Raw genomic sequence first — 26,978 nt, 5'->3', positions numbered from 1 at the left:
GCCGTCTGGTCGCTCGGCTTTTTGCCAATGTCGCAAACAGGCTTCATCAGCGCCACCGCTCCGCCCTATAGTCCGCCCCGCTTTATCACTTTGGAGTCGCGGGCAATGGCAGAGTTTCCGAAAAAGGCGAAGGTCGTCATCGTCGGCCTGGGCGGTATCGTCGGCGCATCGATCGCCCATCACCTGATCGAACGCGGCTGGGATGATATCGTCGGCATCGACAAATCCGGCATCCCGACCGATATCGGCTCGACGGCGCACGCCTCCGACTTCTGCTACACGACCAGCCACGATTTCCTGTCGTGCTGGACGACGCTGTACTCCATCGATTTCTACGAGAAGCTGGGCCACTACGCGCGCATCGGCGGTCTCGAGGTCGCGCGCGTCGGCGATGACAGCCGCATGGAGGAGATCAAGCGCAAGATCGCCTCGGCCAAGGCGTTTGGCACGCGCGCCCGGCTGATCGAACCGGCAGAGATCAAGGAAAAATTTCCGCTGATCGAAGAAACGATGGTGCAGGGCGGCCTGTGGGATCCCGATGCTGGTCTCGTCATTCCGCGCTCGCAGACCGTCGCCGGCAAGCTGGTCGACCAGGCGGAAGCCTCGGGTAAGCTCAAATCCTTCGCCAACACATCGGCCAGGTCGCTAGTCGTCAAGGACGGCCGTATCACCGGCGTGGTGACCGATCGCGGCACCATCGAGGCAGACTATGTCGTCGTCTGCGCCGGCATTTGGGGCCGGCTGATCGCGGAGATGGTCGGCGAAGACCTGCCGGTCATGCCGATCGACCATCCGCTGACCTTCTTTGGCCCCTACAATGAGTTCGCCGGCACCGGCAAGGAGATCGGCTGGCCGCTGCTGCGCGACCAGGGCAACTCGGCCTATATGCGCGACACAGGCGACCCCAAGACCGCCGAGGGCGGGCAGATCGAATGGGGTTATTATGAAGAGACCAATCCGCGCCTTTGCCATCCGCGCGACCTCTTGGAGAAGGACCAGGCGCGGCTTTCGCCTTCGCAGCGCGATCTCGACATGGAGCAGATCCTGGCGCCGCTCGAACGTGCCATGGAACTGACGCCGATCCTCGGCGAACTCGGCTATAATGAAAGCCATTCCTTCAACGGCTTGCTGCAGGTGACGGCCGACGGCGGCCCGTCGATGGGCGAAAGCCAGAAGGTGCGAGGCCTGTGGTATGCCGTCGCCATCTGGGTCAAGGATGGCCCGGGCATGGGCAAGCTCATCGCCGACTGGATGACCGACGGCCGCACCGCGATCGATCATCACGCCATCGACTATGCGCGCTTCTATCCGCACCAGACGAAGGAGCAGTTCATCTGGGACCGCTGCACCGAGACGGCGATGAAGGTCTACAATCCGGCGGTGCATCCGCGCGAACCCTTCTCCAAAGCCCGCAACATCCGGCGCTCGCCGTTCTGGGAGCGCGAGAAGGAACTCGGCGGCTATTTCATGGAGCTGGGCGGCTGGGAGCGTGCCCATGGCTACGCCGCCAACGAGCACCTCTTGGAGAAATACGGCAACCGGGTGCCCGCGCGTGAGAACGAGTGGGACAACCGCCATTTCTGGCGCGTCTCCAATGCCGAACATCTCGCCATGAGCGAGGATTGCGGCATCGTCAACCTGTCGCATTTCGCCATGTACGACATCGAAGGTCCCGACCATGTCGCGCTGCTGGAATGGCTGTGCGCGGCCAAGATCGGCGGCGACAACAACATCGGCAAGGGCATCTACACCCACTTCCTCGACGAGGAAGGCATGGTGCGCGCCGACTTTACCGTCATCCGCATGGCCGACCGCTGTCGTTTGATCGACGGGGCGGACGCCGGCCCACGCGACTTCCAGTACATGCGCCGCACGGCGCAGGACAAAGGTTTTGATGTCACCATCACCGACGTGACCGAGAAGTATGTCACCGTCGGCATCTGGGGGCCGAACGCCCGAGCGACCTTGCAGAAGGTGGTCGAGAATCCGGACGGTCTTTCGCTCGAGAACTTCCCGTTCGCGGCGATCAAGCCGGTCAGGATCGGCGGCAAGGACGTCACCGCTTTCCGCATCTCCTATGTCGGCGAGCAGGGCTGGGAGCTGCACATGCGCTACGAGGACGGCCTGGCCGTCTGGGATGCCTTGCGCTCGACCGGCGTCATGCCCTTCGGCGTCGAGACCTATGCCAACACGCGCCGCATGGAAAAGAGCCTGCGGCTGCAGAACGCCGACCTTTTGACCGAGTACAATCTGCTCGAAGCGGATCTCGCCCGTCCGAAGGTCAAAGAGAACGACTTTTGCGGCAAGGCCAGGCATGTCGAGTTCCGTGCCCGCGAGCACCAGCCGGCCATGCTGTGTACGCTGGTGATGACCGAAAACGTCGATTCAAAAGGCGTTGCCCGTTATCCCGTCGGTACCATGCCGGTGATGGACCCGAAGACCGGCGAGACGCTGGTCGACGAACTCGGCCGCCGGTCCTTCACCACATCGATGGCGTACGGCCCGACCATCGGCAAGAACATCGGCCTTGCCTATCTGCCGTGGGCGTACGCGCAGGAAGGCCGCAAGCTCACCATCGAGTATTTTGGCGAAACCTATCCCGTCGAAGTGGCCGCTGTCGGCTACAAGCCGCTCTATGATCCGGAGAATTTGAAGCCGCGCAGCTGAGTGCTCGCAGGCGCAAAAGGCACGAAGCAAAAGCCTGGCATCGGCCGGGCTTTTCTCTTTTTAAACACGCTGTTTTCGCCTACCCTTGCGGCATGTCTGCTTTTGTGTGCGCAAGACATTTCCTTTTAGGCTGCGCCGTGTTCGCGCTGACGCTCTGGCTGGCGCCAGTGTCCCTCGCGGATGAGCCTGTCGATGTCGAGTTGGTGCTGGCCGTCGACGTTTCGCTGTCGATGTCGCCGGAGGAGCTCGAGATCCAGCGTCACGGCTACGCAGCCGCCTTGACGCACGACAATGTGCTGCAGGCCATTGCCGATGGCGCCTATGGCAAGATCGCCGTCACCTATGTCGAATGGGCCGGCACCACCTGGCAGCGTGTCATTGTGCCGTGGACGGTGATCGCCAGCCGCACCGATGCGGAGCGCGTGGTTGCGCAATTGTCCGCGCAGCCGCCCAACAGCGCGCGACGCACCTCGATCTCCGGCGCGCTCGAGTTCGGCAACGACCTGTTCGCCGAAAGCGGCTACCAGGGAACGAAGCGGGTCATCGACATTTCGGGCGACGGTCCCAACAACCAGGGCGCGCCGGTCAACCTCACCCGCGATGGGCTGATCAAGCAAGGCATCGTCATCAACGGTCTGCCGCTGATGACCCGAGGCGGTTTTTCCGGCGCCTACGACGTCAATAATCTCGATCGCTACTACAGCGACTGCGTCATTGGTGGTCCGGGAGCCTTCATGATCCCGGTCAACGATTGGACGCAGTTTCCCGAAGCCATCCGCCGCAAGCTGGTGCTGGAACTCGCCGGTCCGGCCTCGCCGCAATGGGCGGCGGAAGAAGCCGCGCATCCGCCAGTTGTATTGGCGCAGGACAGGCCCGCCACCGACTGCCTGGTCGGCGAGAAAATGTGGCGCAACCGCAGCTGGATGTTCGACAGCCGCTAAAGCGCGTCACGTTTGAACGGATTCAGGCGACGCGCTTTAGCTCTTTGTTTTTATGCATGTCGTTCTCCCAAAACCGGGGCCACTTTTGGGCGACATGCATTAGGCGGCCGAAGCATTGGCAAAAGGGCCGGACCGCGCTATCCAACCGGAGGGGGCCGCGGTCAAAACCGAGGAAACATCAGATGAAACGTCTAGCCATCTTGACTGCTGTCGCGTCCGTGCTTTTTGCCGACGTCGCCTGCGCCCAATACAATGACGAGCCCGCCTGCATGATGTTCGAGCACGCGAATTTTCGCGGGCGGTCCATCGGTATGGGGCCTGACGATTCCGTAAACTTTCGTGGCGGCCAGTTCTGGAACGACCGTGTGTCGTCGGTGATCGTGCGCCGCGGCTGCACGCTCGTTGCCTATGAGGACTCCCGGATGGGCGGCCGTTCCATCGAGATCAGGCGCAGGATCCGCGATTTTGGTGGCAGCGACTGGAACGACCGCATCTCTTCGGCGGAGTGCTATTGCAACGACTACTGAAGGCCATGTTGGGTTTCTGACAGCACGCACCCGTTTTCGGGACGGGCCGCCGATCGAGCTGCCTTCACCGGCCGGGCCGGCCGGGTGCCTCACCAAGCTGTTCATTGACAAGCTGACTGGCGTCTGTGAGACAATTTCCTCAGCGAAAACAAAAGGGGAACTGACATGACCAGGATCGCCGTTCTTGCTGCAACATTGACACTTGCCGCCGGCTTGTCCGCACCGGCGATGGCCGCCACTTCAGTCACCATCGGCATCAGCGGCTGGACCGGCTTCGCGCCGCTGACGCTTGCCAAGCAGGCGGGCATCTTCGAGAAGCACGGCCTCGACGTGACCTTGAAGAAGGTGCCGCAGGCGAGCCGGCCGCTCGCCATCGCCAGCGGCGACCTGCAATGCGCGGCCACCACGGTCGAGACCTGGCTGGTGTGGAACGCCAGTGGCGTCACCACCAAGCAGATCTTCCAGCTTGACAAATCCTATGGCGCCGACGGCATCGTCGCCCGCAACGACATCAAGACCGTCGCCGATCTCAAGGGCAAGAATGTCGCGTCCTCGGCACCGGGCACGTCGCCCTATTTCATGCTCGCCTGGGTGCTGAACAAGGCCGGCATGTCGACCAAGGACGTCACCGTCGTCAATCTGGAGCCGGACGCGGCGGCGCAGGCCTTCCTCGCCGGGCAGAATGATGCCGCCGTCACCTATGAGCCGTTCATCTCGGCGGTGCGCGACAAGTCCGACCAGGGCCATATCCTGGCGACGACGCTCGACTATCCGATGGTGCTCGACACGGTCGGCTGCACGCCCGAATTCCTCAAGGCCAATCCGGATGCCGCCAAGGCGCTGGCCGACAGCTATTTCGACGCGCTCGACCTGATCAAGAGCGATCCGCAGAAATCCTATGAGATCATGGGCGCCGACGTGAAGCAGTCTGCCAAGGAGTTCGAGGATTCGGCGAAGTACCTGAAATGGGCCGACAAGGCGGAGAACAAGCAGTTCTTCACCAAGGAATTCCAGGATTTTTCCAAGACCGCCGGCGAGCTGCTGCTGCAGATGGGACTGATCAAGGAAGCGCCCGACGTCACCACGCTGGCCGACACCAGCGCGGTGTCGAACTGACAGTCCGGCCTTTGACCATCATGCGGCGGCGCCTGGCGCCGCCGCCTTCTCCTGGACAAATGACGATTTGAAAGATGGGGACGATTTGACGATGCGCCCCTTGCAGCCAGTACCGCCGGGCATCCGGACCGTGCTCGGCATTTCCTTCTTCGTGCTGTTCGTCGCCTTCTGGGCGTGGATCACGCTTGGCGGCCACGTCAACCGCATCTTCCTCGCCGATCCGCTGTCGATGCTGCGGGACGGCTGGCGACTGCTGGTCGAGGACCGTTTCTGGCTCGACATATTGATCACCATCTGGCGGGTTTTCGGCGGGTTCCTGCTGGCGTCGGTTGTCGCGGTGCCGATCGGCATCGCGATGGGCGCCTGGAAGCCGGTGGAGGCGTTTCTGGAGCCATTCGTCTCCTTCGCCCGCTATCTTCCGGCCTCGGCCTTCATTCCGCTGCTCATCTTGTGGGCCGGTATCGGTGAGCTGGAGAAGCTGCTCGTCATCTTCGTCGGCTCGGTGTTCCAGATCATCCTGATCATCGCGGTCAAGGTCGGCAGTACAAGACGCGACCTGGTCGAGGCTGCCTATACGCTGGGCTCCACCAACAACGGCATCGTCAGACGGGTGATCATGCCGGCCAATGCGCCCGAGATCGCCGAGACGCTGCGTCTGGTGCTCGGCTGGGCCTGGACCTATGTCATCGTCGCCGAGCTGATCGGCTCGTCATCCGGCATCGGCTACATGATCATCAACAGCCAGTCGCGGCTGGCGACGGGACAGATCATCTTCGGCATCATCGTCATCGGGCTGATCGGGCTGTTGTCCGATTTCGCCTTCAAGGCCTTCAACCGCTGGCTCTTTCCGTGGAGCCTGGCGTGAGCAAGCTTCTCATCGAAGGCGTCTCGCGCACTTTCGCCGGCGTGCGCGGCGGAGAACCGGTCAAGGCCTTGATGCCAATCGACCTGGCAGTCGCCGCCAACGACTTTATCACCATCCTCGGACCATCGGGCTGCGGTAAGTCGACATTGCTCAGGATCGTCGCCGGCTTGGAAGCGCCGAGCGAAGGCCGCGTACTGCTCGACGGCAAGGCGGTGACCCGGCCGGGGCCGGACCGCGGCATGGTCTTCCAGTCCTACACGCTGTTTCCCTGGCTGACAGTCGCCGAAAACATCGCCTTCGGCCTGCGCGAACGCGGCATGCCCGAAGAGGAGCGGGACGGGATCGTTGCTTCCTATGTTGACCTTGTCGGGCTGAAGGGGTTCGAAAACCACTGGCCGAAGCAGCTCTCCGGCGGCATGCAGCAGCGTACGGCGATCGCACGGGCGCTGGCCAACGATCCCGAGATCCTTTTGCTGGACGAGCCATTCGGCGCGCTCGACAACCAGACCCGCGGTCTGATGCAGGAGCTTTTGCTCGGTATCTGGGAACGGCGCAAGAAGACGGTGCTGTTCGTCACTCACGACATCGAGGAAGCCATCTTCATGGCCTCGCGCGTGATCGTGATGACGGCGCGGCCCGGCCGCATCAAGTCGGATGTCGCCGTCGACCTGCCGCACCCGCGCCACTACACGCTGAAGACCAGCCCGGAATTCTCGGCGCTGAAGGCACGGCTGACCGAGGACATCCGCGTAGAAGCGATGCGCACGGCGCAGACGGCGTAAGCTTCCCAGATCTATCGGATCAGGCCGCCAGCAGCTGCTTGCGGTCGACGCGCTCCTGCTGCGGCGAGCGGGCGTAGAGTTCGCGGTAGCATTTTGAGAAATGCGAGGCCGAGACGAAGCCGCAGGCGACCGCCACTTCGACTACCGGCATCGACGACTGGATCAGCAGGTGCCTGGCGCGGTCGAGCCGGATCTCGAGGTAATAGCGGGCAGGGGAGCGGCCCATCTCGGTGCGGAACAGTCGTTCGATCTGACGCCGCGACAGGTCGACATGGTCGGCGATCTCGATAAGCGACAGCGGCTCGGACAGGTTTGCCTCCATCAGTTCGATGATGGTCAGCACTTTCGAGTTCTGGACGCCGAGGCGAGCGCGCAGCGGCAGGCGCTGGCGGTCGGTCGGGCTGCGCACGCGGTCGGTCAGCACCTGCTCGCAGACGCGGTTGACGAGATTTTCGTCGAAGTCGTCGCCGATCAGCTTCAGCATCATGTCGAGTGCGGCGGTGCCGCCGGCGCAGGTGTAGATGTTCTGGTCGATCTCGAAGAGGTCGGCAAAGACATTGGCCTTTGGGAAAGCCTCGGAAAAGCCCGGCAGGTTCTCCCAGTGGATGGCGCAGCGCTTGTTGGACAACAGGCCGGCGGCGGCGAGGATATGCGCACCGGTGCACAGGCCGCCGACGGCAACGCCGCGATTGTATTCCTCGCGCAGCCAGGCGAAGGCGGACTTGTTCTGGTAGCGCTCGACATTGATGCCGCTGCAGACGATGGCCATGTTCGGCCGGTCGGGGCCTGCCATCTTCTTGCGTTCATCCTCGAGCGAGGTGTTGACCGCGCATTCGACCCCGTTCGAGGCACGCACCGGCTTGCCGTCGATGCTGGCAAGGCGCCAGCAATAGGCCTCGTAGCCAAGCATGCGATTGGCCGAGCGCAGCGGGTCGAGCGCGGTCGCAAAAGCGATCATGGTGAAATCGGGAACAAGGAAGAATACAAACGATCGCTTGATCGGATGCTTTACGGCGTTCAAGGGAACCTCACGCAGCCATGACGCGAACAGGATGTCGCGAATAGCATAGCGACATCAGGAAAAACCATGTCTGTCAATCGGCTACGCCGCTGCGACAAGATTATATTTGCGACATGGGTCGCAAATGGGCAATCGGCGTGCAGCGAACCCTGGAAGTGGCACCAACTGTTCAAGGGACAGGCAACATATGGCCTGCGGGCAGAACAAAAACGCCGCTCTGGCTGGAGCCAGGCGGCGTTGCAATTTTAAAGCAGCGGCAGGGATGCGCTGCCTTGAAAATCTTCAGGCGACGAAGCCGAGGCGCGCCGCATTCATGGCGCCGGTCTGGCCGGGCATGGTGTTGGCAAGACGCTGACGCTCGAGAGCGGTGGTCAGGTTCATTTCGCGGCGGGCAAAGAGGCGTGCAAAAAGCTTCATAATCATCTCCATTTGTTGCTCAGACGGGTCGCCTTCGCTTGATGGAGTGGGGCAGCTCGTTTGCTGGCGCTGATATAGGCTTGTGTAAGCAGAAACTAAATCGCAAAAGCGAAGCGCTTGATATGAAATGCGACACCGAATGCGGAGAATTTGGGCAAGGTGCCCGAAATTTGCGATTATTTACAAGGCATTAATTGGAAACAGGAGCTGCTATGCGGCTTTCTCATATGCGTCATGCGCTGGCGGCATGGCTCCGAAAATCATTTGAATACAAATAAAACAGAGAAGGCCTGCCGGGCGATTGCGCGGCAGGCCTTCAGGACTTGCTACACACGATCTACTTTGCTCCAGCCCAGGATCCGACGCCACTGCGTGAATTGGTCTTGGTGTCGGAAGCCTCAGGCCAGCCGATATCCTTCTGCAGTTCGATCGGCAGGGAGCGGATGGCGCGTTCGGTCTGGTAGCGGGCGCGGGCCGCGCTGAATTCGGTCGCAATGCGACCAAGGGACGACAGGATAGACATTTCATTCTCCTTTGGCATCTGGCGGGTGCCAGACAGCGCGTTGGTTATGTCAGGTTTGTTTCAGCTTCATTTCGTGTCGATTGCAGGTTTGTGTCGTGGTCGTTTCGTGGCTGCTTGTGGCAGCAACCTGCTTCGATGGAGTTGACTATCCTCCCAATCTGATGTTCAATCAAACGAAATGGAATGATGCTTTGTATCAGAAAAATTGAAGGTCAGTTCCCATGAACGCCCCGCTCAATCATCCACTGCCACTGCTCGATCTCGACGTTTTGCGCACTTTCGTGGCGATTGCCGAGACCGGCAGCTTCACCACCGCCGCCAATGCCGTGTTCCGCACGCCATCGGCCGTCTCCATGCAGATCAAGAAGCTGGAGGACATTCTTGGCCGTTCGGTGTTCGCGCGCGACGCCCGCTCGGTGTCGCTGACCACGGACGGCGAGATGCTGCTCGGCTACGCCCGCCGGCTGCTGTCGATCAACCGCGAGGTGGTGTCGAAGTTCATCATTCCCGAGATTGTCGGTGTGGTGCGGCTTGGTTCGCCGGACGATTACGGCGAGCGCGTGCTGCCGCATGTGCTGAAGCGTTTTGCGCAGTCGCATCCGTCGATCGCCGTCGACGTCACCATCGACCAGAGCAGCAATTTGCGCCGGCGCATGGACGACCGGGCGCTCGACATCACGCTCTTGACCAATTCCTACAAGACCAGTGCGCTTGGCGCCGAGGTGCTGCTGACGGAGCCGATCGTCTGGGCCGGCGCCAAGGGCGGCTGCGCGCATCTGCGCGAGCCTTTGCCGGTATCGCTGTGGGAAGAGGGCTGCGCCTGGCGCGCCGGAGCGCTCGATGCGCTTGGCCGCGAAGGCCGCAATTATCGCATCGCCTATATGAGCGCGCACACGGCCGGCCAGCGCGCTGCGATCATGTCCGATCTCGCGGTGGCGCCGCTGCCGAAGTCGTTCCTCGGCAACGACATGGTCGAACTCTGCCCGAAGGACGGCATGCCCGACATCGGCACCTACAATCTGGCGATGGTGGTGGCGCCGGACGCCAGCGCGCCGGTCAAGGCGGTTGCCGACCACATCCGCGCGACCTTCGAAGTGTTTAGGGAAACCGGCAAGTTCTGATCCGCCAGTAGGGGCCGATCCAGAAGAGAAAGAAAGCGCTACTCCGCCGCTTCGGCGGAGGGCGCTTCGAACCTTGTCCTCATGTCTTGCCTGATCGGGGCCCTGTTCTCGCTGAGAAAAGCAACGATGTGCTGCCGGGCGCGGCGTGCTTCCGGCATGTCGATCAACGGCCAGACGTGGAACATGCCTTCCTCGTGGACGACATCGACCTCGACGCCGGCGGCACGCGCCTTCTCGGCGAAGATCAGATTGTCGGGGGTCAGAAGATCGCGCGAGCCGGTCAACAGCAGCGTTTTCGGCAGCACCGACAGATCGCCGTAGACCGGGCTGATGTGCCAGTCGCTGCGGTCGATGCCGGCGCTGTACATCCGGATCGCTTCCAGGCCGCCGGGAATGCCCAGCCACGGGTCGTTGCGTTCGGCCTCGAAGAGTTTTGGGTTCGAAAGCGACATATCGAGACCGGGTGAAATAAGCACATGGCGCGACGGCAGCGGCAAGGCCTCTTCCGCGGCCATCATGGTCAGCACGACGGCCATGTTGCCGCCGGCGGAATCGCCCATGAACACGATGTCTTCGGCCTCCGTCTCGTCGAGCATCTGCCGGTAGACATCGCCGACCATGCCGAACATGGCGTGGAAATCGTGTTCGGGGGCGATGGGATAGATCGGCACGGTGATGCCATAACCCAGCCGATCCGCCATGTCGGCGATCAGATGCCAATGATAGGGCGTGATTTCAAAGACATAGGCGCCGCCGTGCAGATACAGAATCCGCTTCTGCTCGCCGGTCCTGGGGGCGATTTCGTAGACGGGGAAGCCATCGACCGTATGCATCTCGATGCCGAGACGCTGGTGCAGCGAGGCAGGGGGCTGGTGGTTCTCGGTCTTGCGCGCGGCCACGATCCAGCGCTGCAGGTTTTCCGGGCTGGCAAACGCCTGCTTGCGGCTGTGCCGCAGGACGAAGGACACGACATGGCTTTTCAAACTTGGCATGCGAATACACGAACTTCGGCCAAAGCCGACTAAGAGAACCCCACTATCTTCGAAGATCGTGCCGCGGCCGAAAATGTCAAGTTTTACGCGATGTCTACACGGTGGTGTGATCCGCGCCGCAGTGGTCAGCGACGCGGCAAAAGTGCGGCACGCAGCCGGTTGCTGGCGGTCGCCAAGGACATGCGAGATCCCCGGCGCATGCCGAGCAATTTGCATTTGTCGGCGAAGGTCATCAGCGCGCGGCGCTCCAGATTGTGTTGATGAGTGCTGCCTTTTCGCTGGATCGCGGTGACACCGGCCAACCAATATCCTTCTGGATCTCCGGCGGCAGGCTGTTCAGCAGGCGCCGCGCCTTGCTGCGGTCATGGGCATTCCTGATGGCCGTGCCATAGCGGCCAAGGCTTTCGAGCATCGACATCTTTTGTCTCCCTTGGAGCGTTGCGGCGGCTGAAAGCGATCTTCTGCCTGCCGTTCGATGCCGGTTAAATGCGCTTGCCATGTATCTGGCCGATTTCACGAAAACAGCGTTTTGGTTTCCGGATCAGGCGATCCGGAAACATTTGCATGCAAACGAAATTGCAGGTGATTGACGCTCCGCGCGATCGCTTCTTGGCCTCGCCCGGTTGACAGCGGGTGGCGGACGTCTGCTATTGTGCACTGCAGCATTTTTGAGGGTGCTAGTAAGGAGGTGCTGGTAAGGAGTACGGCTTGAATGACATTCACAGTATTCAATACCTTCGAGGACTCGCCGCTTCCGCGGTAGTTTGCTTTCATATCAGCGAGCAGTTCAGCGGTCCGTTCGCGGTAGGCGCTGCAGGCGTCGACCTCTTTTTTGTCATCAGCGGTTTCATCATGTGGGTGACCACGGTCGATCACCCTGTCGATCCGCAGCGTTTCATGTGGCGACGGATTGTTCGTATCGTGCCGCTTTATTGGATCGTCACGGTGCTGACCGCGCTGGCAATTTTCGTCAAGCCGCAATTTCTCTTCGGACATATGCTGAGCCCGGCAAATTTTTTCGGCTCGCTGTTGTTTGTTCCGATCATGCAGGATGGGTCACTTCACCCCGTGGTGATCCAGGGCTGGACGCTGTGTTATGAAATGATGTTTTACGTCATTTTCGCCTTGGCGCTCTTGCTCGGCGAGAGGCAGCGTTTTGCCGCGCTGATCGGCGTGCTGACGGCAATGGTCGCATTGAACTTGCTGCTGCTCAGAGGCTATCCTTTTACCTCTCCCCTGATGCTTGAGTTCGCGGCCGGCCTTGTCGTCGGGCGGCTGTGGATGGAGGATATCCGGCTCCAGCTTGTGCTAGCGCTGTCGCTGGTTGTCGGCGGATTTCTCCTGTTGATGACGGCCCAGATGCTTGACCCTGAAATGCCTCGTGTCCTGCGTTGGGGTATTCCGGCAACCCTGATCGTTGCCGGAGCGGTTTTTGCCGAGCGTGCCAGACCGTTCAGCCCCATGGCCTTGTTTACATTTTTTGGCAGTGCCTCGTATTCGATCTACATCTGGCATGTGCTGGTGGTTGTCGTGGTGACTGGCATCATGCTGCGGCTTGGGGTTCCGCCAAATTGGCAGCCGGCGCTGATTGCCTTTGTCAGCATTTCGCTTTCCGCGATGCTTTATCTGGCGATTGAAAAGCCGCTGACTGGCTATCTCAACCCGTCACGCGCCAAAAGCATACCGCCAGTCGGTCAGCGGTCCGGCTCGCGGCTGCCGTCGAATGAGACAAAGGACTAAGGCGCCTCGGCGGAATCCGTTGCAACGGGCCTTAATTTATTCCCGCCCGCGCCTCGCGGCGTGGCCTTCGCGCGAACGCCGGCGCGGGGTGGCGTCGCCGGCGATGCCATCCTCGCTGACCGTCTTGCGCGGCGGCAGTTTCACCGCCGCCGACAGTTTCGGGAACGGATCGACCTTGTTGGGCAGCGCCATGGCGTAGACGAAATGCTCCTGGAATTTCGGTTCCAGCGCCGTCTCGATCTTCTCGATCTTGCTGACCGTGTCCTCGATCTCGCGGCGATAGCCACGATTGAGCAGCGCCATGCGCGCACCGGCACCGGCGGCATTGCCGACCGCCGAAACCTTGTCGAGGTCGCAATCCGGGATCAGGCCCAGCACCATGGCGTATTTCGGGTCGATGAAGGAACCGAAGGCGCCAGCGAAATGGATGCGGTCGACATGCTCGGTGTTCTGCTTTTCCATCAATAGCTTGGTGCCGGCATAGAGTGCTGCCTTGGCGAGCTGGATGGCGCGCACGTCGGTCTGGGTGATGGTGATCTTCGGCCCATCTTCCTTCAATGCGGCGGAGCCTTCCTTCAGCACGTAGGAGAAGGTGCGGCCGTTGGCGGTGACGCGCGGCGAGCGGGCCGAAAGTCCGCCGTCGATGACGCCGTCTTCCGAGATGATGCCGGCGAGATACATCTCGGCCACCACTTCGATGATGCCGGAACCGCAGATGCCGGTGACGCCGGTTGCCTGCACGCTCTCCAGGAAGCCCGGCTCGTCGGACCATAGCTCAGAGCCGATGACGCGGTATTTCGGCTCCAGCGTGTCGGGATCGATGCGCACGCGCTCGATGGCGCCGGGCGCTGCGCGCTGGCCGCCGGAGATTTCGGCACCCTCGAAGGCAGGGCCGGTGGGCGAGGAGGCCGCAACCACCCGCTGGCGATTGCCGAGCACGATCTCGGCATTGGTGCCGACGTCGACGATCAGCATCATCTCGTCCTGGCGATGCGGGCCTTCCGACAGCGTCACCGACGCCGCGTCGGCGCCGACATGGCCGGCGATGCAAGGCAGCATATAGAGCCTGGCGCCCTGGTTGAGCTTCAGGCCGATGTCGGAGGCCTTGATGTGCACCGCGCCCGAGACGGCCAGTGCGAAAGGGGCGCCGCCAAGCTCGGTCGGATCGATGCCGAGGAACAGATGGTGCATGATCGGATTGCCGACGAAGACGGAATCCAGGATGTCGTTGCGCTGGACATTGCCTTCGGCGCAGACTTTGTCGACGAGACCCGAGATGGCCTCGCGCACGGCCACCGTCATGCCTTCGCGGCCATCCGGATTCATCATCACATAGGAGACGCGGCTCATCAGATCCTCGCCGAAGCGGATCTGCGGGTTCGACGTGCCCGACGAGGCGGCGACGCGGCCCGACAGCAGCGACACCAGATGCATGGCAATGGTGGTCGAGCCGATATCGCAGGCCAGCCCATAGGCTTCGTTCTTGAGGCCGGGCCAAAGTGCTACGACGCGCGCGGTCTCGCTGTCGGCATCCTTGTAGATGGCGGCGGTCGCGGTCCAGTTGCCCTTGCGCAGGATGCCTTGCACCTGCGGCAGCAGATAGAAATCGAAATCGAGGCTTTTCAGACCCCAGTCGTGCATCAGCGCGATCTTCAGGCGGTCGAGATCGCCGAGCGGCTTGTGCATGTCGGGCTCTTCGATCTCGACATAACACATGCGGATCGCTGAATCGCGGGCGATAACCCTGGTGTCGGCATCCTTGCGGATGGTCTGCGCGTTGATGACGGTGTCCTGCGGCACGTCGATGACGAGGTCGCCGAGGATCTGCGCCGAGCAGGAGAGGCGGCGCCGTTCGGGCAGGCCACGGACGCGCTCATAGCGCTCTTCCTTAGCGCCCTTGGGCGTGATGTGGTCGTTGGAGGAAACGATCTTGTGCTTGGCGAAATTGCCTTCCTGCACCTCGATCTGGCAGCGCCCGCAGGTGGCGCGTCCGCCGCAGACGCTTTCGACATAGACGCCAAGCTGGCGCGCGGCATCGAGCACCGGGGTGCCCACAGGAAACCGCCCGCGCTTGCCCGACGGCATGAACAGCACGAGCGGGTCGGTGATGTTTGCAGGTGAATTCACGATTGCGCGCTTATCCTCGGCCCATCCGGGCTTCACGGCCGCCACGGCGGCGGCCGCCATTGCTGGCGCCGTCGCCCGGCGCGTTGACCTGCGTCGGGGCGGCGACCGCCTGGCCGCCTTCGGCCGGCTTGTAGTCCTTGTAGGTGCGAATCCAGTTGGTGCAGTTCTCGTCGGTGCCGTTCAGCACATTGGCGCCGCGCACCGCTTCCATTTCCTGCGGACGCACCGGGTTCATGATGGCTGATGTCATGCCGGCGCCGATCACCATCGGGATGAAGGCGGCGTTGATGCCGTGGCGGTGCGGCAGGCCGAAGGAGATGTTGGACAGGCCGCACGTGGTGTTGACCTTGAGCTCCTCGCGCAGGCGGCGCAGCAGCGCGAACACCTGGCGGCCGGCGTCGCCCAGCGCGCCGATCGGCATCACCAGCGGGTCGACGACGACGTCATGCGCCGGAATGCCGAAATCGGCGCAGCGCTGCACGATCTTCTTGGCGACGGCGAAGCGCACGTCCGGGTCCATCGAAATGCCGGTCTCGTCGTTGGAGATGGCGACGACAGGCACGTTGTACTTCTTGACCAGCGGCAGGATGGCTTCGAGCTTTTCTTCCTCGCCGGTGACGGAGTTGACCAGCGGACGGCCCTTGGCGACCTTGAGAGCCGCTTCGATCGCGGCGGTGACCGAGCTATCGATCGACAGCGGCAGGTCGACGAGCCCTTGCACGATCTCCAGCGTCTGCACCAAAAGGCCGGGTTCGGTCTCGTTCGGGTTGACCGAGGTGACGCCGGCATTGACGTCGAGCATGGTGGCGCCACAGGCTGCCTGCTCGAGTGCGTCCCTGATGACGGTCTCGAAATTGCCCGCGATCATCTCCGCGGCCAGCTTCTTGCGGCCGGTCGGGTTGATGCGTTCACCAATCACGCAGAACGGCTGGTCGAAGCCGATGATGATTTCTCGTGTCGCCGAGGCGACAATGGTACGGGTCATGAAGTCTCTCCGCCGTGATATAAAGATTTCTTTATATCGTTGTCTGTTTTCGTTCAAGCGAATGGGTGGCCGTCCGCGCCGTCAGTGCGCGGTCTTCACCATGTCCACCTGGGTTTCGGTAATATCGTCGTGCAGTATGTGCTCGAGCCGGTCGGCGACCATCTGGTCGTCGCGGCGAATCTCGCGTTTCCATGGCTGGCGGCCCTTGAGCACGCCCGATTCATCGACGATCTCGGCGACATATTCCTCCTGCCGGTAGGCCATCACATGGACGCCGGAAACGCCTGATATTTCCTTCACTTCGTTGATGATGTCGATGCAGAGCTGCTTGCCTTCCTTCTTCTGGTCCTGCGCGCCTTCCAGCCGCTTGATGACCGAATCGGGAATATGGATGCCCGGCACGTTCGAGCGGATCCATTTGGCCGTCTTGGCGGAGGCCAGCGGTCCGACGCCAACCAGGATGAAGCATTTTTCGGTATAGCCGAGGTCGCGCACCTTCTGCATGTAGGTGCGGAACATCGGCACGTCGAAGCAATACTGGCTCTGTACGAATTGCGCGCCGGAGGCGATCTTCTTGCCCAGCCGATGCGGACGGAAGTCGATCGGCGGCGCGAAAGGATTGATCGCAGCACCCAGGAACAGCTGCGGCGGCGTCGTCAGCTTGCGGCCGGACAGGAACTTGCCATTGTCGCGCATGATGCGGCAGGTTTCCAACAGCGACATGCAGTCGAGGTCGAACACTGGCTTGGCGCCGGGCTGGTCGCCGGCCTGCACGCCGTCTCCGGTCAGGCACAGCATGTTGGCGACGCCCATCGCGGCCCCGCCCAGCACGTCGCCCTGGATGGCGATGCGGTTCTTGTCGCGGCAGGCGATCTGCATGATCGGCGCATAGCCCATGCGGGTCAAAAGCGCACAGATGCCGACCGACGACATGTGGCAGTTGGCGCCCGATGCGTCGACGGCGTTGATGGCGTCGACCCAGCCGTCGAAGATTTTTGCCCTGTTGTAAACGTCTTCCGGATCGGCGCTGTCGGGCGGGTTGAGCTCGGTCGTCACCGCGAACTCGCCGCGCCGAAGTACGCGCTCCAGCCGGCCGCGCGAGGTGTGGCCGGGCAGGGGGTCGAGCGGCAGATCGATGCCGGCCGGATTCTCGTCGCGCTGGCGTCCGATCATGCCGATGCCCCGGTGTTTGCCGCCCCATTCTTGGCGGCAGCGGCTGCTTCGCGCGCGGCGGCGGCTTGCGCTGTCACCCGCAGCCACGCCGAGGTTTCGCGCAGCGACTGGTCGACAGGCTTCTGCACGGTGAGGATTTTCTCGCTGTGCACCATGTTCTGCGAGCCTTCCCAGGCCTTGACCCAGACGCAGGGCATATCGGGCTCGACCTCGCAATTGCCGTTGGCACGCACGCCGCCGCAAGGGCCGTTGCGCAATTGCTTGGGGCAGTTCATCGGGCACGACATGCCGGTCGAGGACAAGATGCACTGGCCGCACATGCGGCAGTCGAACATGAAGCCCTTGACGCGCTTCTCGACAAATTTGATCGGCCCTTCGACACGGCCGTAGCCTATGCCTTTCCACAAGGGATGGAGGAGCAGGAACATGTCGGCGAATTTGGCGTAGAACCATTCGAGCAGGCGCGAATGCCTGATCGACCACAGCCGGACCGCGAAGGAGCGCTGCACGCGCCGCTGCGGCGATACGTCGGCCGGCTTGTAATCGGATTTCGGCGCTGCCTTCTTGACCAGAGTGGCCTGGGTAACCGCCGGCCCATCCTTGGTAGGAATGGTTTCAGACATCTTCTTTGCCGCCCGCCTTGACCAGAGCAACCAGCCGCTCGCGGTCGTATTTCGTGTCGAGGTCGTTGAATGCCTTCTCGACCTCGGCTTCGAGGTCGTCGCCGACCGGAATGGGATCGGCCTTGCGCCATTCGGCCAGATAATCGTCAGTGCCGCCGGCGCCGGTGCGCATGGCGCACATGTCGATCGCCTCGGTGAAGCGCAGCGGCAGTTCGCGCTTGGCGTTTTGCCGACCCCTCTTGACGATGACCTGGGCAGGGATGTCGCGCCAGTAGACGACGATCAGATCGGCCATGAATTCTCACTCCTCGATATCGGAGCATTGCCGGAAGCGCAGGTGGGCCGCTTGTTATGGGACGACGCGCGCGCATTCAAAAGCGACGCATTTGGATGTCGTAAAATGAAAGGTGGGTTTATTCGTCTGCAGCGTGTGCCAGCGGCAGGTTTTGCGTATCGGAATAGCCGGCACGCGACATGCGAATCCGGGCGAGGAACGCGTTACCAGATGCCGGTTTTCAGGCCCGTCCAGAGATAGAACCAAATCGTCGGGTGATACCATTGTTGCGACGGCAGGCCCGGGTCGACGGTGGCGATTCTTCCCGCCAGCACGTCGCTGACCGCCTCGACGCAGATGTCGCGCGAGAACGCGGCTTGGCGCAGTGCATAGCTAGAGATGGTGTCGCCGCGTTTCGGCTGACCGCGCACCTGTTTCAGCACGGCGCCGGTATCGACGCCGGCATCGACCAGATGAACGGTGGTGCCGAAATTGTACGGATCGCCTGATGTCAGCGCCCAGTAGCCGCCATTCATGCCGCGGTATTTCGGCGTGATGCCGGCGTGATAGTTGAGCACCGGGCAAGGCATCCTGGCCAGCATGCCCTTCGACAACAGCCTGCAGCCGTTAAGCAGGACAACGCCAGGCTGGATCTTCTCGATCGCCTCAAGGCACTCCGGCCTGTTGGCGGAAGCAACATGGATGATCTCCTGGTCCGGCCGCGGCTCGATCTCGAGCTTCTCTTCGGCAATCAGCCGCGCGGCATGGCTGGCAAGGAGCCGTTTGCCCAGCCTGCTCAGCACCATCGTGCCGAGCTGGCCTATTGCGGAAATCCAGCCGTGGCGGCGAGCGCGGCCAAACAGCAATTGCTTTTTGGATTCAGGCGTTTCGAGGACGACGCTGACAGGGCCGATGCGGTCGGCGATCGCATTGACGATCGCCCAGACATGCGCGCCGCCTCCGGTGACGATCACGATCGGACGCGTATTGGATTCTGATGCTGCCATGGATCTTGCCCCCTCCAAGCAACCCGTTCTCGACAATGGGCGGGATGCTAGGGCGTCCGGGTTAATCCTTGGTGATCAGCTCTTCGACACACGGTCAGCGCTTGAATTCGATGATATCGAGCTTCGATTCGTAATAGGGCGCCGGGAATTCGATGCGCCATTCCTTGGCGCTGTTGCGGAAGGCATAGCCGACCTGGTCGGTTTGCGGGCCGCTGCCATAGGGCTTTGCCGGATCGCTGTTGACATAGAAGGAGCCGAGATAGATCGCGCGTTTCTCGCCGTCGTCGAAGAAACGGCCCTTGGTGCGCTGCGAGCCGCTGATCTTTTCCAGCCGCCAGCCAGAACCGTCGTCGGTCACCTTGCACTTGAACCAGCCATAGATGACAAGCGGCAAAGGTCCGCCGGCCTTGATGGTGCGGCACCGCCAGTTGCCGGTCAGGTCCTTGTCGGAGAAGGCCACCAGCGGCTTTGCCAGCAAGGCATCGAGTTGCTTGACCTCGGCGGGATCGCCCGCTTTCGCCTCGGCGAGCGCTGCCTTGCGGGTCTCGCCATATTTGTCGAGCCGTGCCTTGTCGGCTGGGGTGATGAGTTTCTGCACCTCGCCATCGGCGAGGGCAGGGAGCGTGCAGCAGAGCATGCCGACAAGGGCGAACAGCGGGCGAAGTGTCATCGGAAGCCTCCCGGTTGATGTCTGGCGCAGCGCCGCTGGTGCATAACTTATCGGGTCGCTGGCGCCTGTCATCCGTGCTTAACAGCGTCACGGTCAAAAATCATGGTGTGACGAATGCGAATCTTGCTCACGGGATCGTCGGGTTGGCTGGGCAGCGCGCTGGCGCCGCGTCTGCGCGCGCTTGGGCACGACGTCACCGGACTCGATCCTGTGCCATCGGCGGAAACGCAGATGATCGGCTCGATCGCCGACCGTGACCTTGTCTTGCGCACCGTCGGCGACAATCGGATCGAGGCGATCATCCACAGCGGCGCGCTGCACAAGCCCAACATCGAGAACCGTGCCAACAGCGATTTCGTCGCCACCAATGTGCAAGGCACGCTGAACCTGCTCGACGCGGCGGTGGCGGCCGGCGTGCAGCGCTTCGTTTTCACCTCGACGACGTCGCTGATGATTTCGCAGGCGATACGCGACGGCTTCAAGGGTGGCGCACGCAAGGCGGCCTGGTTGACGGAGGCGATGTCGCCAGAGCCGCGCAACATTTATGGCGTCACGAAGCTTTCAGCCGAGCATCTCTGCCGCCTCTATCATATCCAGCATGGACTGCCGGTGGTGGTGCTGCGCACGGCCCGCTTCTTCCCCGAAGCCGACGACATGGCGCATGCGATCGAACAGTCGGATGCCAACACCAAGGCGAATGAATTGCTATTCCGGCGCCTGAAGGTGGAGGACGCGGCGGAGGCTCACATCCTTGCCCTCGAAAAGGCGCCACAGCTGGGTTTCGACATTTTCATCGTCTCGGCGCCGACGCCGTTCCACCCGGATGATTGCGCAGCCTTGATCGCTGATGCGCCGTCGGTCGTCGCGCGCTATTTTCCGGATTTTCCAGCACTTTATGCGCGAAAGGGCTGGACGATGTTTTCCTCCATCGACCGCGTCTATGACGCGTCGCGGGCAAGGGATAGGCTGGGTTTCGTCTGCAAGACGAGCTTTGCCGATGTGCTTGCAGCGCTGCGGACGGAAGAGGGGGCTGCTTAGCCCGCGACAGCAGCGGCTTGCGCCATTCCGGCCGTAAGGTCGCCATAACCGGTCGCGCGGCGTTCATAGACGAGACCGAGCATTTTGGCAGCCTTTTCGGCGACCTTGTCGAGTTCCGGATCGTTGGTCTGGGCAAGGTAGATCAGCTTTTCGTAGTTGCCGAAATAGTCCTTGATCAGCTCCGGGTGCTTGTCGAGTCCGAGCGGCTTCATGAAGAAGGCGTCGAACTGCCGGCACAGGAAATCGGTCATATAGAACGACATCATGTCGTCGTCGGCGATTTTCGCGTAAGCGTCCATGCCTTGATAGAAGGCGAAACAGTGCGGGCCGGCCATGCGCTCGACGCCATGCTTCTCGCAGATACGGTCGAGCAGGCCGCCGGTGCCGCAATCGGCATAGCCGACGAAGATGTTTGTGTAGCCTTCGGCCTTGGCCTTTTCGATTGCCTTGTCCATGGCCGGGGCGATGCGGTCCGGGTAAAAATGAAATTCTGCCGGCAGGCAGGTCAGGTCGAGGTGATCCAGTCCGAGCTGTTCCTTGACGGCCAGAACTTCGCGCGCAATCATCCCGCAGGCGATAACGAGCAGCCTGTCGTCTTGATTCGGTTTCGTTTTTTGCGTCTTGGCCATGGAACCCGTCGAGCCGGCCTTCGTTGCTGTGGCGCTAATTTATCTATTGAGGGAGACACCGTCCATGAAACTGCTACGCATCACGCCGATTGCCATTCTTGCTTGTGTCCTTGCCCTTACGGCTTGCGCGAACACCGTTCGCGGCGTCGGCAAGGACGTCAAATCGACGGCCAGGGCGGTCAAGGACACTGTCGCCAACTGATTGGCAGCCTCGTCCATCATCTGGGAACAAAAAAGCCGCGCTGCAAGGCGCGGCTTTTCTTGTCGATCCATCCTGATGCCTTGGGTCAGGCCGAAGCCCGCACATTGTGTTTGCGCTTCATGTAGTCCTTGGCGGTCTCGACCGCCACCGCGGCGTCGCGGCAATAGGCGTCGGCGCCGACGGCCTTGCCGAATTCCTCGTTCAGCGGCGCGCCGCCGACCAGCACGACATAGTCGTCGCGGATGCCCTTTTCCTTCATCGTGTCGATGACGACCTTCATGTAGGGCATGGTCGTGGTCAGCAGGGCCGACATGCCGATGATGTCGGGCTGATGCTGCTCGATCGCATCGAGATACTTCTCGACCGCATTGTTGATGCCGAGGTCGATGACGTCGAAGCCGGCGCCCTCCATCATCATGCCGACGAGGTTCTTGCCGATGTCGTGGATGTCGCCCTTGACGGTGCCGATGACCATCTTGCCCTGCTTGGGCGCGCCGGTGGCGGCGAGCAGCGGACGCAGGATGAACATGCCGGCCTTCATCGCGTTGGCCGACAGCAGCACTTCCGGCACGAACAGGATGCCGTCGCGAAAATCCTCGCCGACGATGCGCATGCCTTCGACCAGCGCCTCGGTCAGCACCTTGTAAGGCACCCAACCGCGCTCGAGCAGGATGTTGGTGCCTTCCTCGATCTCTTCCTTCAGCCCGTCATAGAGATCGTCGTGCATCTGCTGCACCAACTCGTCGTCGGAAAGTTCGGAAAGGATGATCTCGTCGTCGGACATTTGTATCGAGCTCCTGCCGGCATCGCGACCATGTCGCAAAGCACAAAATATTCGCGTTCATACCTAACCCGCTGAGGGCATGTATCCATAGCTGATTTGCGACTTCCCGCAAAAGGAAAGCGACCGTAACTCTCTTGGAATTCTTGTCGATTTTGCGACAGGCGTTGGCGCTGGCGGGCCGTTTCGAATAGGGTGCATGGCTACGATCTGGCAAGAAGCGGCGAGAGGCAGCCGCTATGGATTCCAGACAAGAACAGATTCAGGGAAGAACCACCATGAGCGAACACGCGGCAGTCGATCAGGAAGCGTCAAACGCGCGACGTGGGCGCGGCGCCAGCGGCGGGGCTGCTGCCCGGCGGGCAGCACGTTCGGGCGGCGGTCCGGGCACGCAGCTCACCTACATCAAGCGCAAGATCAACGTTTATGAGGTGCTGGACGAGGAAGGCCTGGCGCTGATCGAGAAGAACACCGACACGGTGCTCGAGGAGATCGGCATCATCTTCCGCGATGACGCGGAAGCGCTGCAACTGTGGAAAGAGGCCGGCGCCGACGTCAAGGGCGAGCGCGTGCACTTTCCGAAGGGTCTGTGCCGTTCGCTGCTCAAGACCGCGCCGTCCGTCTACACCCAGCATGCCCGCAATTCCGAGCGCTCGGTGCAGATCGGCGGCAATGCCACCGTCTTCGCGCCGGTCTACGGCCCGCCCTTCGTGCGCGACCTCGATGGCGTCAGGCGCTATGCGACGATCGAGGATTTCCAGAATTTCGTGAAGCTCGCCTATATGGCGCCGTCGATCCACCATTCGGGCGGCACAGTGTGCGAACCGGTCGATGTGCCGGTCAACAAGCGCCACCTCGACATGATCTACAGCCACATCAAATATTCCGACAAGCCGTTCATGGGCTCGGTAACAGCGCCGGAGCGCGCCGAAGATACCGTCGCCATGGCCAAGATCGTGTTCGGCGACGATTTCGTCGAGAACAACACGGTGCTGACCAGCCTGATCAACGCCAATTCGCCGATGGTGTTCGACGAGACCATGCTCGGGGCGCTGAAGGTCTATGCGCGCCACAACCAGGCCTGCATCGTCACGCCATTCATCCTTGCCGGCGCGATGAGCCCGGTGACTGTGGCCGGCACGCTGACGCAGGTTCTGGCCGAAGTGCTGGCCGGCGCCTCGTTTACGCAGCTGATTCGTCCGGGCGCGCCGGTGCTGTTCGGCACCTTCGCCTCGTCGATCTCGATGCAGTCGGGCGCGCCGACCTTCGGCACGCCGGAGCCGTCGCTGGTGTCTTATGGCGCGGCGCAGCTGGCGCGTCGCCTCGGCCTGCCGTTCCGCACCGGCGGCTCGCTCTGCGCGTCCAAGGTTCCGGATGCTCAGGCGGCCTATGAAAGCGCCAACACGCTGAACTCGACCATCCTGGCCGGCACCAATTTCGTGCTGCATTCGGCCGGCTGGCTCGAGGGCGGGCTGGCGTCCTGCTATGAAAAATTCATGATGGACATCGACCAGCTCGGCATGACGCAGAAGTTTTCCGAGGGCGTCGATCTGTCGGAAAATGGCCAGGCGATGGATGCCATCCGCCAGGTCGGGCCGGGCAGTCACTATCTCGGCTGCGACCACACCCAGGCCAATTTCCAGACCGCCTTCTACCGTTCCAACATCGCCGACAACAATTCCTACGAGCAATGGCTGGCCGAAGGCGAGAAGACCGCGCCGCAGCGTGCCAACGATCTCGCCCGCCGCTGGCTGGAAAGCTACGAGGCGCCGTATCTCGATCCGAGCATCGACGAAGCGTTGAAGGAGTTCATCGCCAAGAAGAAGGGGTCGATGCCCGACGCCTTCACTTGAAAGGAGCCCGAATCAGGCGGGGCTAAAGTCGCCAACATCATCCACAAGGAAGTCTGGCGGAGCGCGTTCTCCGATCCGGTCAAGAAGGAATGATTGCGCCTGCCGGCAGCGTTGACCGCATTGCTGCGGCGCTTTTCGCCAACGGTCTTATTCTTCGTGGCGGCTTCAATTTTACGCCAGGCGATGCGCCGCCAACGGGCTCATCGGGTGCGCCGGCAGCGGCCATCCTACTGGTGGGGCAGGCGGGTGCTGCCCCTTGGCCGCATTTCCTGCGTTGGCGCGAAAAGCAACCACGGACCATCGCCGATCCGCTCGACAGCTGGTCGCGCGACGTGATCGGCGCTGTGGCGGAGACATTCGGGGCGCGGGCCGTTTCGCCTTCCGACAGACCTTATCTGCCGTTCCAGCAATGGGCGATGCGGGCGGAGGGGTTGAGGCCGTCACCGCTCGGTATCCTCATGCATCCGCGATACGGGCTCTGGCATGCCTATCGCGGTGCGCTGCTGTTCGACGACGAGCTTTCGGTTCAAGCCGCTGAGGCAGCGCCCCATCTTTGCGATAGCTGTGTCGAGAAACCCTGCCTGAAATCGTGCCCGGTCGACGCCTATTCCGGGCAAGGATTCGCCCATCAATCCTGTCTGGCGCATGTGCGGGGAGCAAATGGCGAAGCGTGCCGCAGCAGCGGCTGCCTCGACCGCAATGCCTGTCCCTATGGCACGGCCTATCGCTATCCGCCGGAGGTCCAGGCGTTTCACATGGCAAGCTTTGCGGCGGTGGCCGGCTGATCGAAACCTGCCTTACGGGTTTTGCATCGGTGCGTGACTGTGGGTTCCAAAAGAGCGCCTTGACGATCGACAGAAGCGGGCCTATTCATCAAGTCATCAGATGACTTGATGAATAGGCCGATGCAACCCGCCATCAGAACCAATCTTACCGACAGCGCCGCCGAAAGCCTGCGTGCCGAGATCGTCAGCGGCCGCTGGGGCGTCGGCGAGCGTATTCCCAATGAGGCAGCCCTTACCAATCTTTTGTCGGTGAGCCGTGGCACAGTGCGTGAAGCGGTGCGGGTGCTGGTCTCGCAAGGGTTGCTCGATACGCGCCAGGGCTCGGGCACCTATGTGCGCTCTGCCGTCGATACCTCTGCCGCGCTCGACCGGGTCAAGCGCAGCGGCCTGCGCGATCAGTGGGAGGCGCGGGCAGCGCTGGACCTGGAGGCGGCACGGCTCGCCGCCTTGCGCCACACGCCAGCCGATCTCGAAGGGATGCGCCAACTGCTTGCCGAGCGCGGCACCGTTGCGGACGGCGGAAGCGATGCCTTCATCCGCCGCGACCTTGCTTTCCACAAGTCCGTCGTCGCCGCGTCCGGCAACAGGGCGATGATGGAGCTCTACGACTTCTTCACCGCCGCCATCACCGAGACCATCCACGCCACGCTCGACGGCAATCTGCCCGAACCGGACCAGCAGGCGCATGCGGCAATTGTCGAGGCCATTGCCGCTAGCGATCCCGAGCGCGCGGTTGCCGCCGTCCGCGCCTTCATGGCGCCGGTGCTTGCCCAACTTGAAAGACTGCTTTCGCAATGAACCAGAGTTTTCGTCAGCCTGACCCGAAGGCGCAATCCGAGGCCATCAAGGGGCTGGAGCTCATCGATGCGGAAGTCGACAGCCTGCCCGCACCGCAGCCGCCTGAACTGCGCAGCCGTGCAGCACGTATTGTGCTTGGCGCGAGCCTTGTGCTGATCGCCTTCAGCCTGCGGCCGCTGTTTTCCAGCCTGTCGGTGCTGTTGCCGGAGGTGATGCAGGCAACCGGGCTTTCGACGACCGGCGCCAGCCTGCTGACGACGCTGCCCGTTTTGTGCCTGGGTCTGTTTGCGCCCTTCGCGCCAAAACTTGCCCAACGCTATGGGGCTGAACGCACGCTGCTCGGCGCGCTCGCCTTGCTGGTGCTGGGCACCGGGCTGCGCTGGTTCGAATCGGTTCCCTTGCTGTTTGTCGCCACCTTCCTTGCCGGCGGTGCCATAGCCATCGGCAACGTCCTGCTGCCGGGCCTGGTGAAGCGTGATTTTGCCGACAGGGCCGCCGTCATGACCGGACTCTACACCATGGCGCTCTGCGCCGGTTCGGCCGCTGCCGCGGGTTTCACACTGCCGATCGAGCATTTGGTCACGGGTTCATGGTCGGGAGCGCTCGCTGCCTGGGCGGCGCCGACGCTGGTCGTGCTGTTGATATGGATTCCGCAGGCGCTCGGCAGCCGGCGGCAGGTCAGCCATCAAGGGTTTCGCGTCGTCGGGCTTTGGCGCGATCGCTTGGCCTGGCAGGTGACGCTGTTCATGGGGCTGCAGTCAGCGCTTGCCTATTGCATCTTCGGCTGGCTGGCGCCGATCCTGCGCGAGCGCGGTTTCGACGCGGCCACCGCCGGCGCCATGGTTTCGGTATCGGTGATGGCGCAGGTCATCACGTGTCTTGCCGTGCCGTCCTTTGCGATGCGGCTGAAAGACCAGCGCGGCATCAATGTGGCGCTTGTTGCCACAGCGGTGATTGCGCTGCTCGGCATTCTTTTCGCTCCGACCTCGACCGTGCTGTTCTGGGCGGTCCTGCAAGGCATCGGGCAGGGCGGCCTGATCGCGGCTGCCATGAGCCTGATCGTGCTGCGTTCGCCGGATTCGCATGTGGCGGCCCATCTTTCGGGCATGGCGCAAGGTGTGGGCTATGTTCTGGCGGCATTCGGCCCGCTGCTGGTGGGGTTGATCCGTGGCTGGACCGGCAGTTTTTCGGCGTCGGCCTTGCTGTTCGTCGCGCTCGGGCTTGGCGCAGCCATCATGGGGCTCGGCGCCGGCCGTGCGCTGCATGTGGGTGCACGGACCGTGCGCGCCGACGACCGATAACGCGTCACGCAATCCTGCAC

The 26,978-nt window shown here is 62.2% G+C and carries 28 protein-coding genes; 14 read left to right on the top strand and 14 right to left on the bottom strand.

The annotated features are described in order from the left end of the window. The first annotated feature begins 105 nt into the window (after positions 1 to 105). The 6 genes from EJ076_RS23385 (at position 106) to EJ076_RS23355 (ending at position 6,898) form a co-directional block, all read left to right on the top strand. Entirely contained in the window at positions 106 to 2,667 is a 2,562-nt protein-coding gene (locus tag EJ076_RS23385) for an FAD-dependent oxidoreductase (protein ID WP_126069408.1), read from the top strand. Between the two features lie 92 nt (positions 2,668 to 2,759). Continuing rightward, positions 2,760 to 3,608: a DUF1194 domain-containing protein gene (locus EJ076_RS23380; protein ID WP_164548714.1), complete on the top strand. Its 849-nt coding sequence runs from the start codon at positions 2,760 to 2,762 to the stop codon at positions 3,606 to 3,608. 182 nt (positions 3,609 to 3,790) lie between these two features. Continuing rightward, on the top strand, positions 3,791 to 4,135 hold the full coding sequence (locus tag EJ076_RS23370) for a peptidase inhibitor family I36 protein (protein WP_126069406.1): 345 nt from the start codon (positions 3,791 to 3,793) through the stop codon (positions 4,133 to 4,135). A 165-nt stretch (positions 4,136 to 4,300) separates the two neighbouring features. Beyond that, positions 4,301 to 5,251, top strand: a complete 951-nt coding sequence (locus EJ076_RS23365) for an ABC transporter substrate-binding protein (RefSeq protein ID WP_109667828.1) — start codon at positions 4,301 to 4,303, stop codon at positions 5,249 to 5,251. Positions 5,252 to 5,342: 91 nt separating this feature from the next. Beyond that, positions 5,343 to 6,116, top strand: coding sequence for an ABC transporter permease (locus tag EJ076_RS23360; protein WP_109667826.1), 774 nt, complete (start codon positions 5,343 to 5,345; stop codon positions 6,114 to 6,116). Then, on the top strand, positions 6,113 to 6,898 hold the full coding sequence (locus EJ076_RS23355; protein ID WP_109668442.1) for an ABC transporter ATP-binding protein: 786 nt from the start codon (positions 6,113 to 6,115) through the stop codon (positions 6,896 to 6,898). The genes EJ076_RS23360 and EJ076_RS23355 overlap by 4 nt, the downstream gene beginning before the upstream one ends. 19 nt (positions 6,899 to 6,917) lie before the next feature. Here EJ076_RS23355 and EJ076_RS23350 read toward each other — a convergent pair whose 3' ends face one another. From EJ076_RS23350 to EJ076_RS23335, 3 genes are all read right to left on the bottom strand, one after another. Further along, entirely contained in the window at positions 6,918 to 7,856 is a 939-nt protein-coding gene (locus tag EJ076_RS23350; RefSeq protein ID WP_348271741.1) for a GlxA family transcriptional regulator, read from the bottom strand. 345 nt (positions 7,857 to 8,201) lie between these two features. Continuing rightward, on the bottom strand, positions 8,202 to 8,336 hold the full coding sequence (locus EJ076_RS36060) for a hypothetical protein (RefSeq protein ID WP_013531161.1): 135 nt from the start codon (positions 8,334 to 8,336) through the stop codon (positions 8,202 to 8,204). Positions 8,337 to 8,673: 337 nt separating this feature from the next. Then, positions 8,674 to 8,859, bottom strand: a complete 186-nt coding sequence (locus EJ076_RS23335) for a hypothetical protein (protein ID WP_109667819.1) — start codon at positions 8,857 to 8,859, stop codon at positions 8,674 to 8,676. Positions 8,860 to 9,080: 221 nt separating this feature from the next. Here EJ076_RS23335 and EJ076_RS23330 point away from each other — a divergent pair, with 221 nt between their 5' ends. Next, positions 9,081 to 9,980, top strand: coding sequence for a LysR substrate-binding domain-containing protein (locus EJ076_RS23330; protein ID WP_013531163.1), 900 nt, complete (start codon positions 9,081 to 9,083; stop codon positions 9,978 to 9,980). A 38-nt stretch (positions 9,981 to 10,018) separates the two neighbouring features. On the opposite strand, the gene EJ076_RS23325 is transcribed toward EJ076_RS23330, so the two are convergent. Continuing rightward, the gene (locus tag EJ076_RS23325) at positions 10,019 to 10,972 is read right to left on the bottom strand and encodes an alpha/beta hydrolase (RefSeq protein ID WP_126071122.1); all 954 of its coding nucleotides are present in this window, start codon (positions 10,970 to 10,972) and stop codon (positions 10,019 to 10,021) included. A 232-nt stretch (positions 10,973 to 11,204) separates the two neighbouring features. Continuing rightward, positions 11,205 to 11,390, bottom strand: coding sequence for a hypothetical protein (locus EJ076_RS23320; protein ID WP_109667815.1), 186 nt, complete (start codon positions 11,388 to 11,390; stop codon positions 11,205 to 11,207). 290 nt (positions 11,391 to 11,680) lie between these two features. Here EJ076_RS23320 and EJ076_RS23315 point away from each other — a divergent pair, with 290 nt between their 5' ends. After that, positions 11,681 to 12,712: an acyltransferase gene (locus EJ076_RS23315; RefSeq protein ID WP_245462866.1), complete on the top strand. Its 1,032-nt coding sequence runs from the start codon at positions 11,681 to 11,683 to the stop codon at positions 12,710 to 12,712. 36 nt (positions 12,713 to 12,748) lie between these two features. On the opposite strand, the gene EJ076_RS23310 is transcribed toward EJ076_RS23315, so the two are convergent. From EJ076_RS23310 to EJ076_RS23280, 7 genes are all read right to left on the bottom strand, one after another. Then, positions 12,749 to 14,899 carry an ASKHA domain-containing protein gene (locus EJ076_RS23310; RefSeq protein ID WP_126069405.1) on the bottom strand — a complete coding sequence of 717 codons (2,151 nt, stop codon included), beginning with the start codon at positions 14,897 to 14,899 and terminating at the stop codon, positions 12,749 to 12,751. Next, positions 14,850 to 15,824, bottom strand: a complete 975-nt coding sequence (locus tag EJ076_RS23305) for a methyltetrahydrofolate cobalamin methyltransferase (RefSeq protein WP_057142966.1) — start codon at positions 15,822 to 15,824, stop codon at positions 14,850 to 14,852. The genes EJ076_RS23310 and EJ076_RS23305 overlap by 50 nt, the downstream gene beginning before the upstream one ends. Positions 15,825 to 15,905: 81 nt before the next feature. Further along, complete coding sequence (locus EJ076_RS23300; protein ID WP_109667811.1) at positions 15,906 to 16,997, bottom strand: methylenetetrahydrofolate reductase; 1,092 nt, start codon at positions 16,995 to 16,997, stop codon at positions 15,906 to 15,908. After that, complete coding sequence (locus EJ076_RS23295) at positions 16,994 to 17,620, bottom strand: methylenetetrahydrofolate reductase C-terminal domain-containing protein (RefSeq protein WP_126069404.1); 627 nt, start codon at positions 17,618 to 17,620, stop codon at positions 16,994 to 16,996. Before EJ076_RS23295 ends, EJ076_RS23300 begins: the two co-directional genes overlap by 4 nt. Further along, a complete protein-coding gene (locus tag EJ076_RS23290; protein WP_109667807.1) occupies positions 17,613 to 17,915 on the bottom strand; it encodes a virulence factor in 303 nt (100 codons plus the stop codon). The genes EJ076_RS23295 and EJ076_RS23290 overlap by 8 nt, the downstream gene beginning before the upstream one ends. A gap of 203 nt (positions 17,916 to 18,118) precedes the next feature. Continuing rightward, positions 18,119 to 18,901, bottom strand: coding sequence for a formyl transferase (locus tag EJ076_RS23285; RefSeq protein WP_126069403.1), 783 nt, complete (start codon positions 18,899 to 18,901; stop codon positions 18,119 to 18,121). A gap of 94 nt (positions 18,902 to 18,995) precedes the next feature. Beyond that, a complete protein-coding gene (locus EJ076_RS23280; RefSeq protein WP_126069402.1) occupies positions 18,996 to 19,571 on the bottom strand; it encodes a DUF4893 domain-containing protein in 576 nt (191 codons plus the stop codon). A gap of 114 nt (positions 19,572 to 19,685) precedes the next feature. On the opposite strand from EJ076_RS23280, the gene EJ076_RS23275 reads away from it, so the two are divergent. Next, positions 19,686 to 20,609: an NAD(P)-dependent oxidoreductase gene (locus tag EJ076_RS23275; protein WP_126069401.1), complete on the top strand. Its 924-nt coding sequence runs from the start codon at positions 19,686 to 19,688 to the stop codon at positions 20,607 to 20,609. Here the strand turns inward: EJ076_RS23275 and EJ076_RS23270 are convergent. Further along, positions 20,606 to 21,238, bottom strand: coding sequence for a DUF1638 domain-containing protein (locus EJ076_RS23270; RefSeq protein WP_109667798.1), 633 nt, complete (start codon positions 21,236 to 21,238; stop codon positions 20,606 to 20,608). The two genes, EJ076_RS23275 and EJ076_RS23270, sit on opposite strands and share 4 nt — an antisense overlap. Before the next feature lie 64 nt (positions 21,239 to 21,302). On the opposite strand from EJ076_RS23270, the gene EJ076_RS23265 reads away from it, so the two are divergent. Further along, on the top strand, positions 21,303 to 21,440 hold the full coding sequence (locus tag EJ076_RS23265) for an entericidin A/B family lipoprotein (protein WP_109668437.1): 138 nt from the start codon (positions 21,303 to 21,305) through the stop codon (positions 21,438 to 21,440). Positions 21,441 to 21,525: 85 nt separating this feature from the next. Here EJ076_RS23265 and EJ076_RS23260 read toward each other — a convergent pair whose 3' ends face one another. Then, positions 21,526 to 22,224, bottom strand: coding sequence for a B12-binding domain-containing protein (locus tag EJ076_RS23260; protein ID WP_126069400.1), 699 nt, complete (start codon positions 22,222 to 22,224; stop codon positions 21,526 to 21,528). 275 nt (positions 22,225 to 22,499) lie between these two features. Here EJ076_RS23260 and EJ076_RS23255 point away from each other — a divergent pair, with 275 nt between their 5' ends. The 4 genes from EJ076_RS23255 (at position 22,500) to EJ076_RS23240 (ending at position 26,958) form a co-directional block, all read left to right on the top strand. Next, positions 22,500 to 24,074 carry a trimethylamine methyltransferase family protein gene (locus EJ076_RS23255; RefSeq protein ID WP_126069399.1) on the top strand — a complete coding sequence of 525 codons (1,575 nt, stop codon included), beginning with the start codon at positions 22,500 to 22,502 and terminating at the stop codon, positions 24,072 to 24,074. 89 nt (positions 24,075 to 24,163) lie between these two features. Further along, the gene (locus EJ076_RS23250; protein ID WP_126069398.1) at positions 24,164 to 24,859 is read left to right on the top strand and encodes a 4Fe-4S dicluster domain-containing protein; all 696 of its coding nucleotides are present in this window, start codon (positions 24,164 to 24,166) and stop codon (positions 24,857 to 24,859) included. A 120-nt stretch (positions 24,860 to 24,979) separates the two neighbouring features. Beyond that, positions 24,980 to 25,657: a FadR/GntR family transcriptional regulator gene (locus EJ076_RS23245; RefSeq protein ID WP_126069397.1), complete on the top strand. Its 678-nt coding sequence runs from the start codon at positions 24,980 to 24,982 to the stop codon at positions 25,655 to 25,657. Then, a complete protein-coding gene (locus EJ076_RS23240; RefSeq protein WP_126069396.1) occupies positions 25,654 to 26,958 on the top strand; it encodes an MFS transporter in 1,305 nt (434 codons plus the stop codon). Before EJ076_RS23245 ends, EJ076_RS23240 begins: the two co-directional genes overlap by 4 nt. Positions 26,959 to 26,978: the final 20 nt, after the last annotated feature.

The organism is Mesorhizobium sp. M7D.F.Ca.US.005.01.1.1 (assembly GCF_003952545.1).
In the GTDB taxonomy this organism is placed as follows: Bacteria; Pseudomonadota; Alphaproteobacteria; order Rhizobiales; family Rhizobiaceae; genus Mesorhizobium; species Mesorhizobium loti.
The sequence above is the reverse complement of the archived record's forward strand: the minus strand, read 5'-3'. Positions and strand labels throughout refer to the sequence as shown.

Coding starts and splice junctions, on each gene's coding strand:
- EJ076_RS23290 (WP_109667807.1), bottom strand. CDS start 17,915: ATGGCCGATCTGATCGTCGTCTACTGGCGCGACATCCCTGCCCAGGTC.
- EJ076_RS23370 (WP_126069406.1), top strand. CDS start 3,791: ATGAAACGTCTAGCCATCTTGACTGCTGTCGCGTCCGTGCTTTTTGCC.
- EJ076_RS23380 (WP_164548714.1), top strand. CDS start 2,760: ATGTCTGCTTTTGTGTGCGCAAGACATTTCCTTTTAGGCTGCGCCGTG.
- EJ076_RS23365 (WP_109667828.1), top strand. CDS start 4,301: ATGACCAGGATCGCCGTTCTTGCTGCAACATTGACACTTGCCGCCGGC.
- EJ076_RS23250 (WP_126069398.1), top strand. CDS start 24,164: ATGATTGCGCCTGCCGGCAGCGTTGACCGCATTGCTGCGGCGCTTTTC.
- EJ076_RS23265 (WP_109668437.1), top strand. CDS start 21,303: ATGAAACTGCTACGCATCACGCCGATTGCCATTCTTGCTTGTGTCCTT.
- EJ076_RS23325 (WP_126071122.1), bottom strand. CDS start 10,972: ATGCCAAGTTTGAAAAGCCATGTCGTGTCCTTCGTCCTGCGGCACAGC.
- EJ076_RS23320 (WP_109667815.1), bottom strand. CDS start 11,390: ATGTCGATGCTCGAAAGCCTTGGCCGCTATGGCACGGCCATCAGGAAT.
- EJ076_RS23300 (WP_109667811.1), bottom strand. CDS start 16,997: ATGATCGGACGCCAGCGCGACGAGAATCCGGCCGGCATCGATCTGCCG.
- EJ076_RS23305 (WP_057142966.1), bottom strand. CDS start 15,824: ATGACCCGTACCATTGTCGCCTCGGCGACACGAGAAATCATCATCGGC.
- EJ076_RS23310 (WP_126069405.1), bottom strand. CDS start 14,899: ATGGCGGCCGCCGCCGTGGCGGCCGTGAAGCCCGGATGGGCCGAGGAT.
- EJ076_RS23385 (WP_126069408.1), top strand. CDS start 106: ATGGCAGAGTTTCCGAAAAAGGCGAAGGTCGTCATCGTCGGCCTGGGC.
- EJ076_RS23335 (WP_109667819.1), bottom strand. CDS start 8,859: ATGTCTATCCTGTCGTCCCTTGGTCGCATTGCGACCGAATTCAGCGCG.
- EJ076_RS23245 (WP_126069397.1), top strand. CDS start 24,980: ATGCAACCCGCCATCAGAACCAATCTTACCGACAGCGCCGCCGAAAGC.
- EJ076_RS23240 (WP_126069396.1), top strand. CDS start 25,654: ATGAACCAGAGTTTTCGTCAGCCTGACCCGAAGGCGCAATCCGAGGCC.
- EJ076_RS23285 (WP_126069403.1), bottom strand. CDS start 18,901: ATGGCAGCATCAGAATCCAATACGCGTCCGATCGTGATCGTCACCGGA.
- EJ076_RS23260 (WP_126069400.1), bottom strand. CDS start 22,224: ATGTCCGACGACGAGATCATCCTTTCCGAACTTTCCGACGACGAGTTG.
- EJ076_RS23360 (WP_109667826.1), top strand. CDS start 5,343: ATGCGCCCCTTGCAGCCAGTACCGCCGGGCATCCGGACCGTGCTCGGC.
- EJ076_RS23275 (WP_126069401.1), top strand. CDS start 19,686: ATGCGAATCTTGCTCACGGGATCGTCGGGTTGGCTGGGCAGCGCGCTG.
- EJ076_RS23255 (WP_126069399.1), top strand. CDS start 22,500: ATGAGCGAACACGCGGCAGTCGATCAGGAAGCGTCAAACGCGCGACGT.
- EJ076_RS23280 (WP_126069402.1), bottom strand. CDS start 19,571: ATGACACTTCGCCCGCTGTTCGCCCTTGTCGGCATGCTCTGCTGCACG.
- EJ076_RS23330 (WP_013531163.1), top strand. CDS start 9,081: ATGAACGCCCCGCTCAATCATCCACTGCCACTGCTCGATCTCGACGTT.
- EJ076_RS23295 (WP_126069404.1), bottom strand. CDS start 17,620: ATGTCTGAAACCATTCCTACCAAGGATGGGCCGGCGGTTACCCAGGCC.
- EJ076_RS23270 (WP_109667798.1), bottom strand. CDS start 21,238: ATGGCCAAGACGCAAAAAACGAAACCGAATCAAGACGACAGGCTGCTC.
- EJ076_RS36060 (WP_013531161.1), bottom strand. CDS start 8,336: ATGAAGCTTTTTGCACGCCTCTTTGCCCGCCGCGAAATGAACCTGACC.
- EJ076_RS23350 (WP_348271741.1), bottom strand. CDS start 7,856: ATGATCGCTTTTGCGACCGCGCTCGACCCGCTGCGCTCGGCCAATCGC.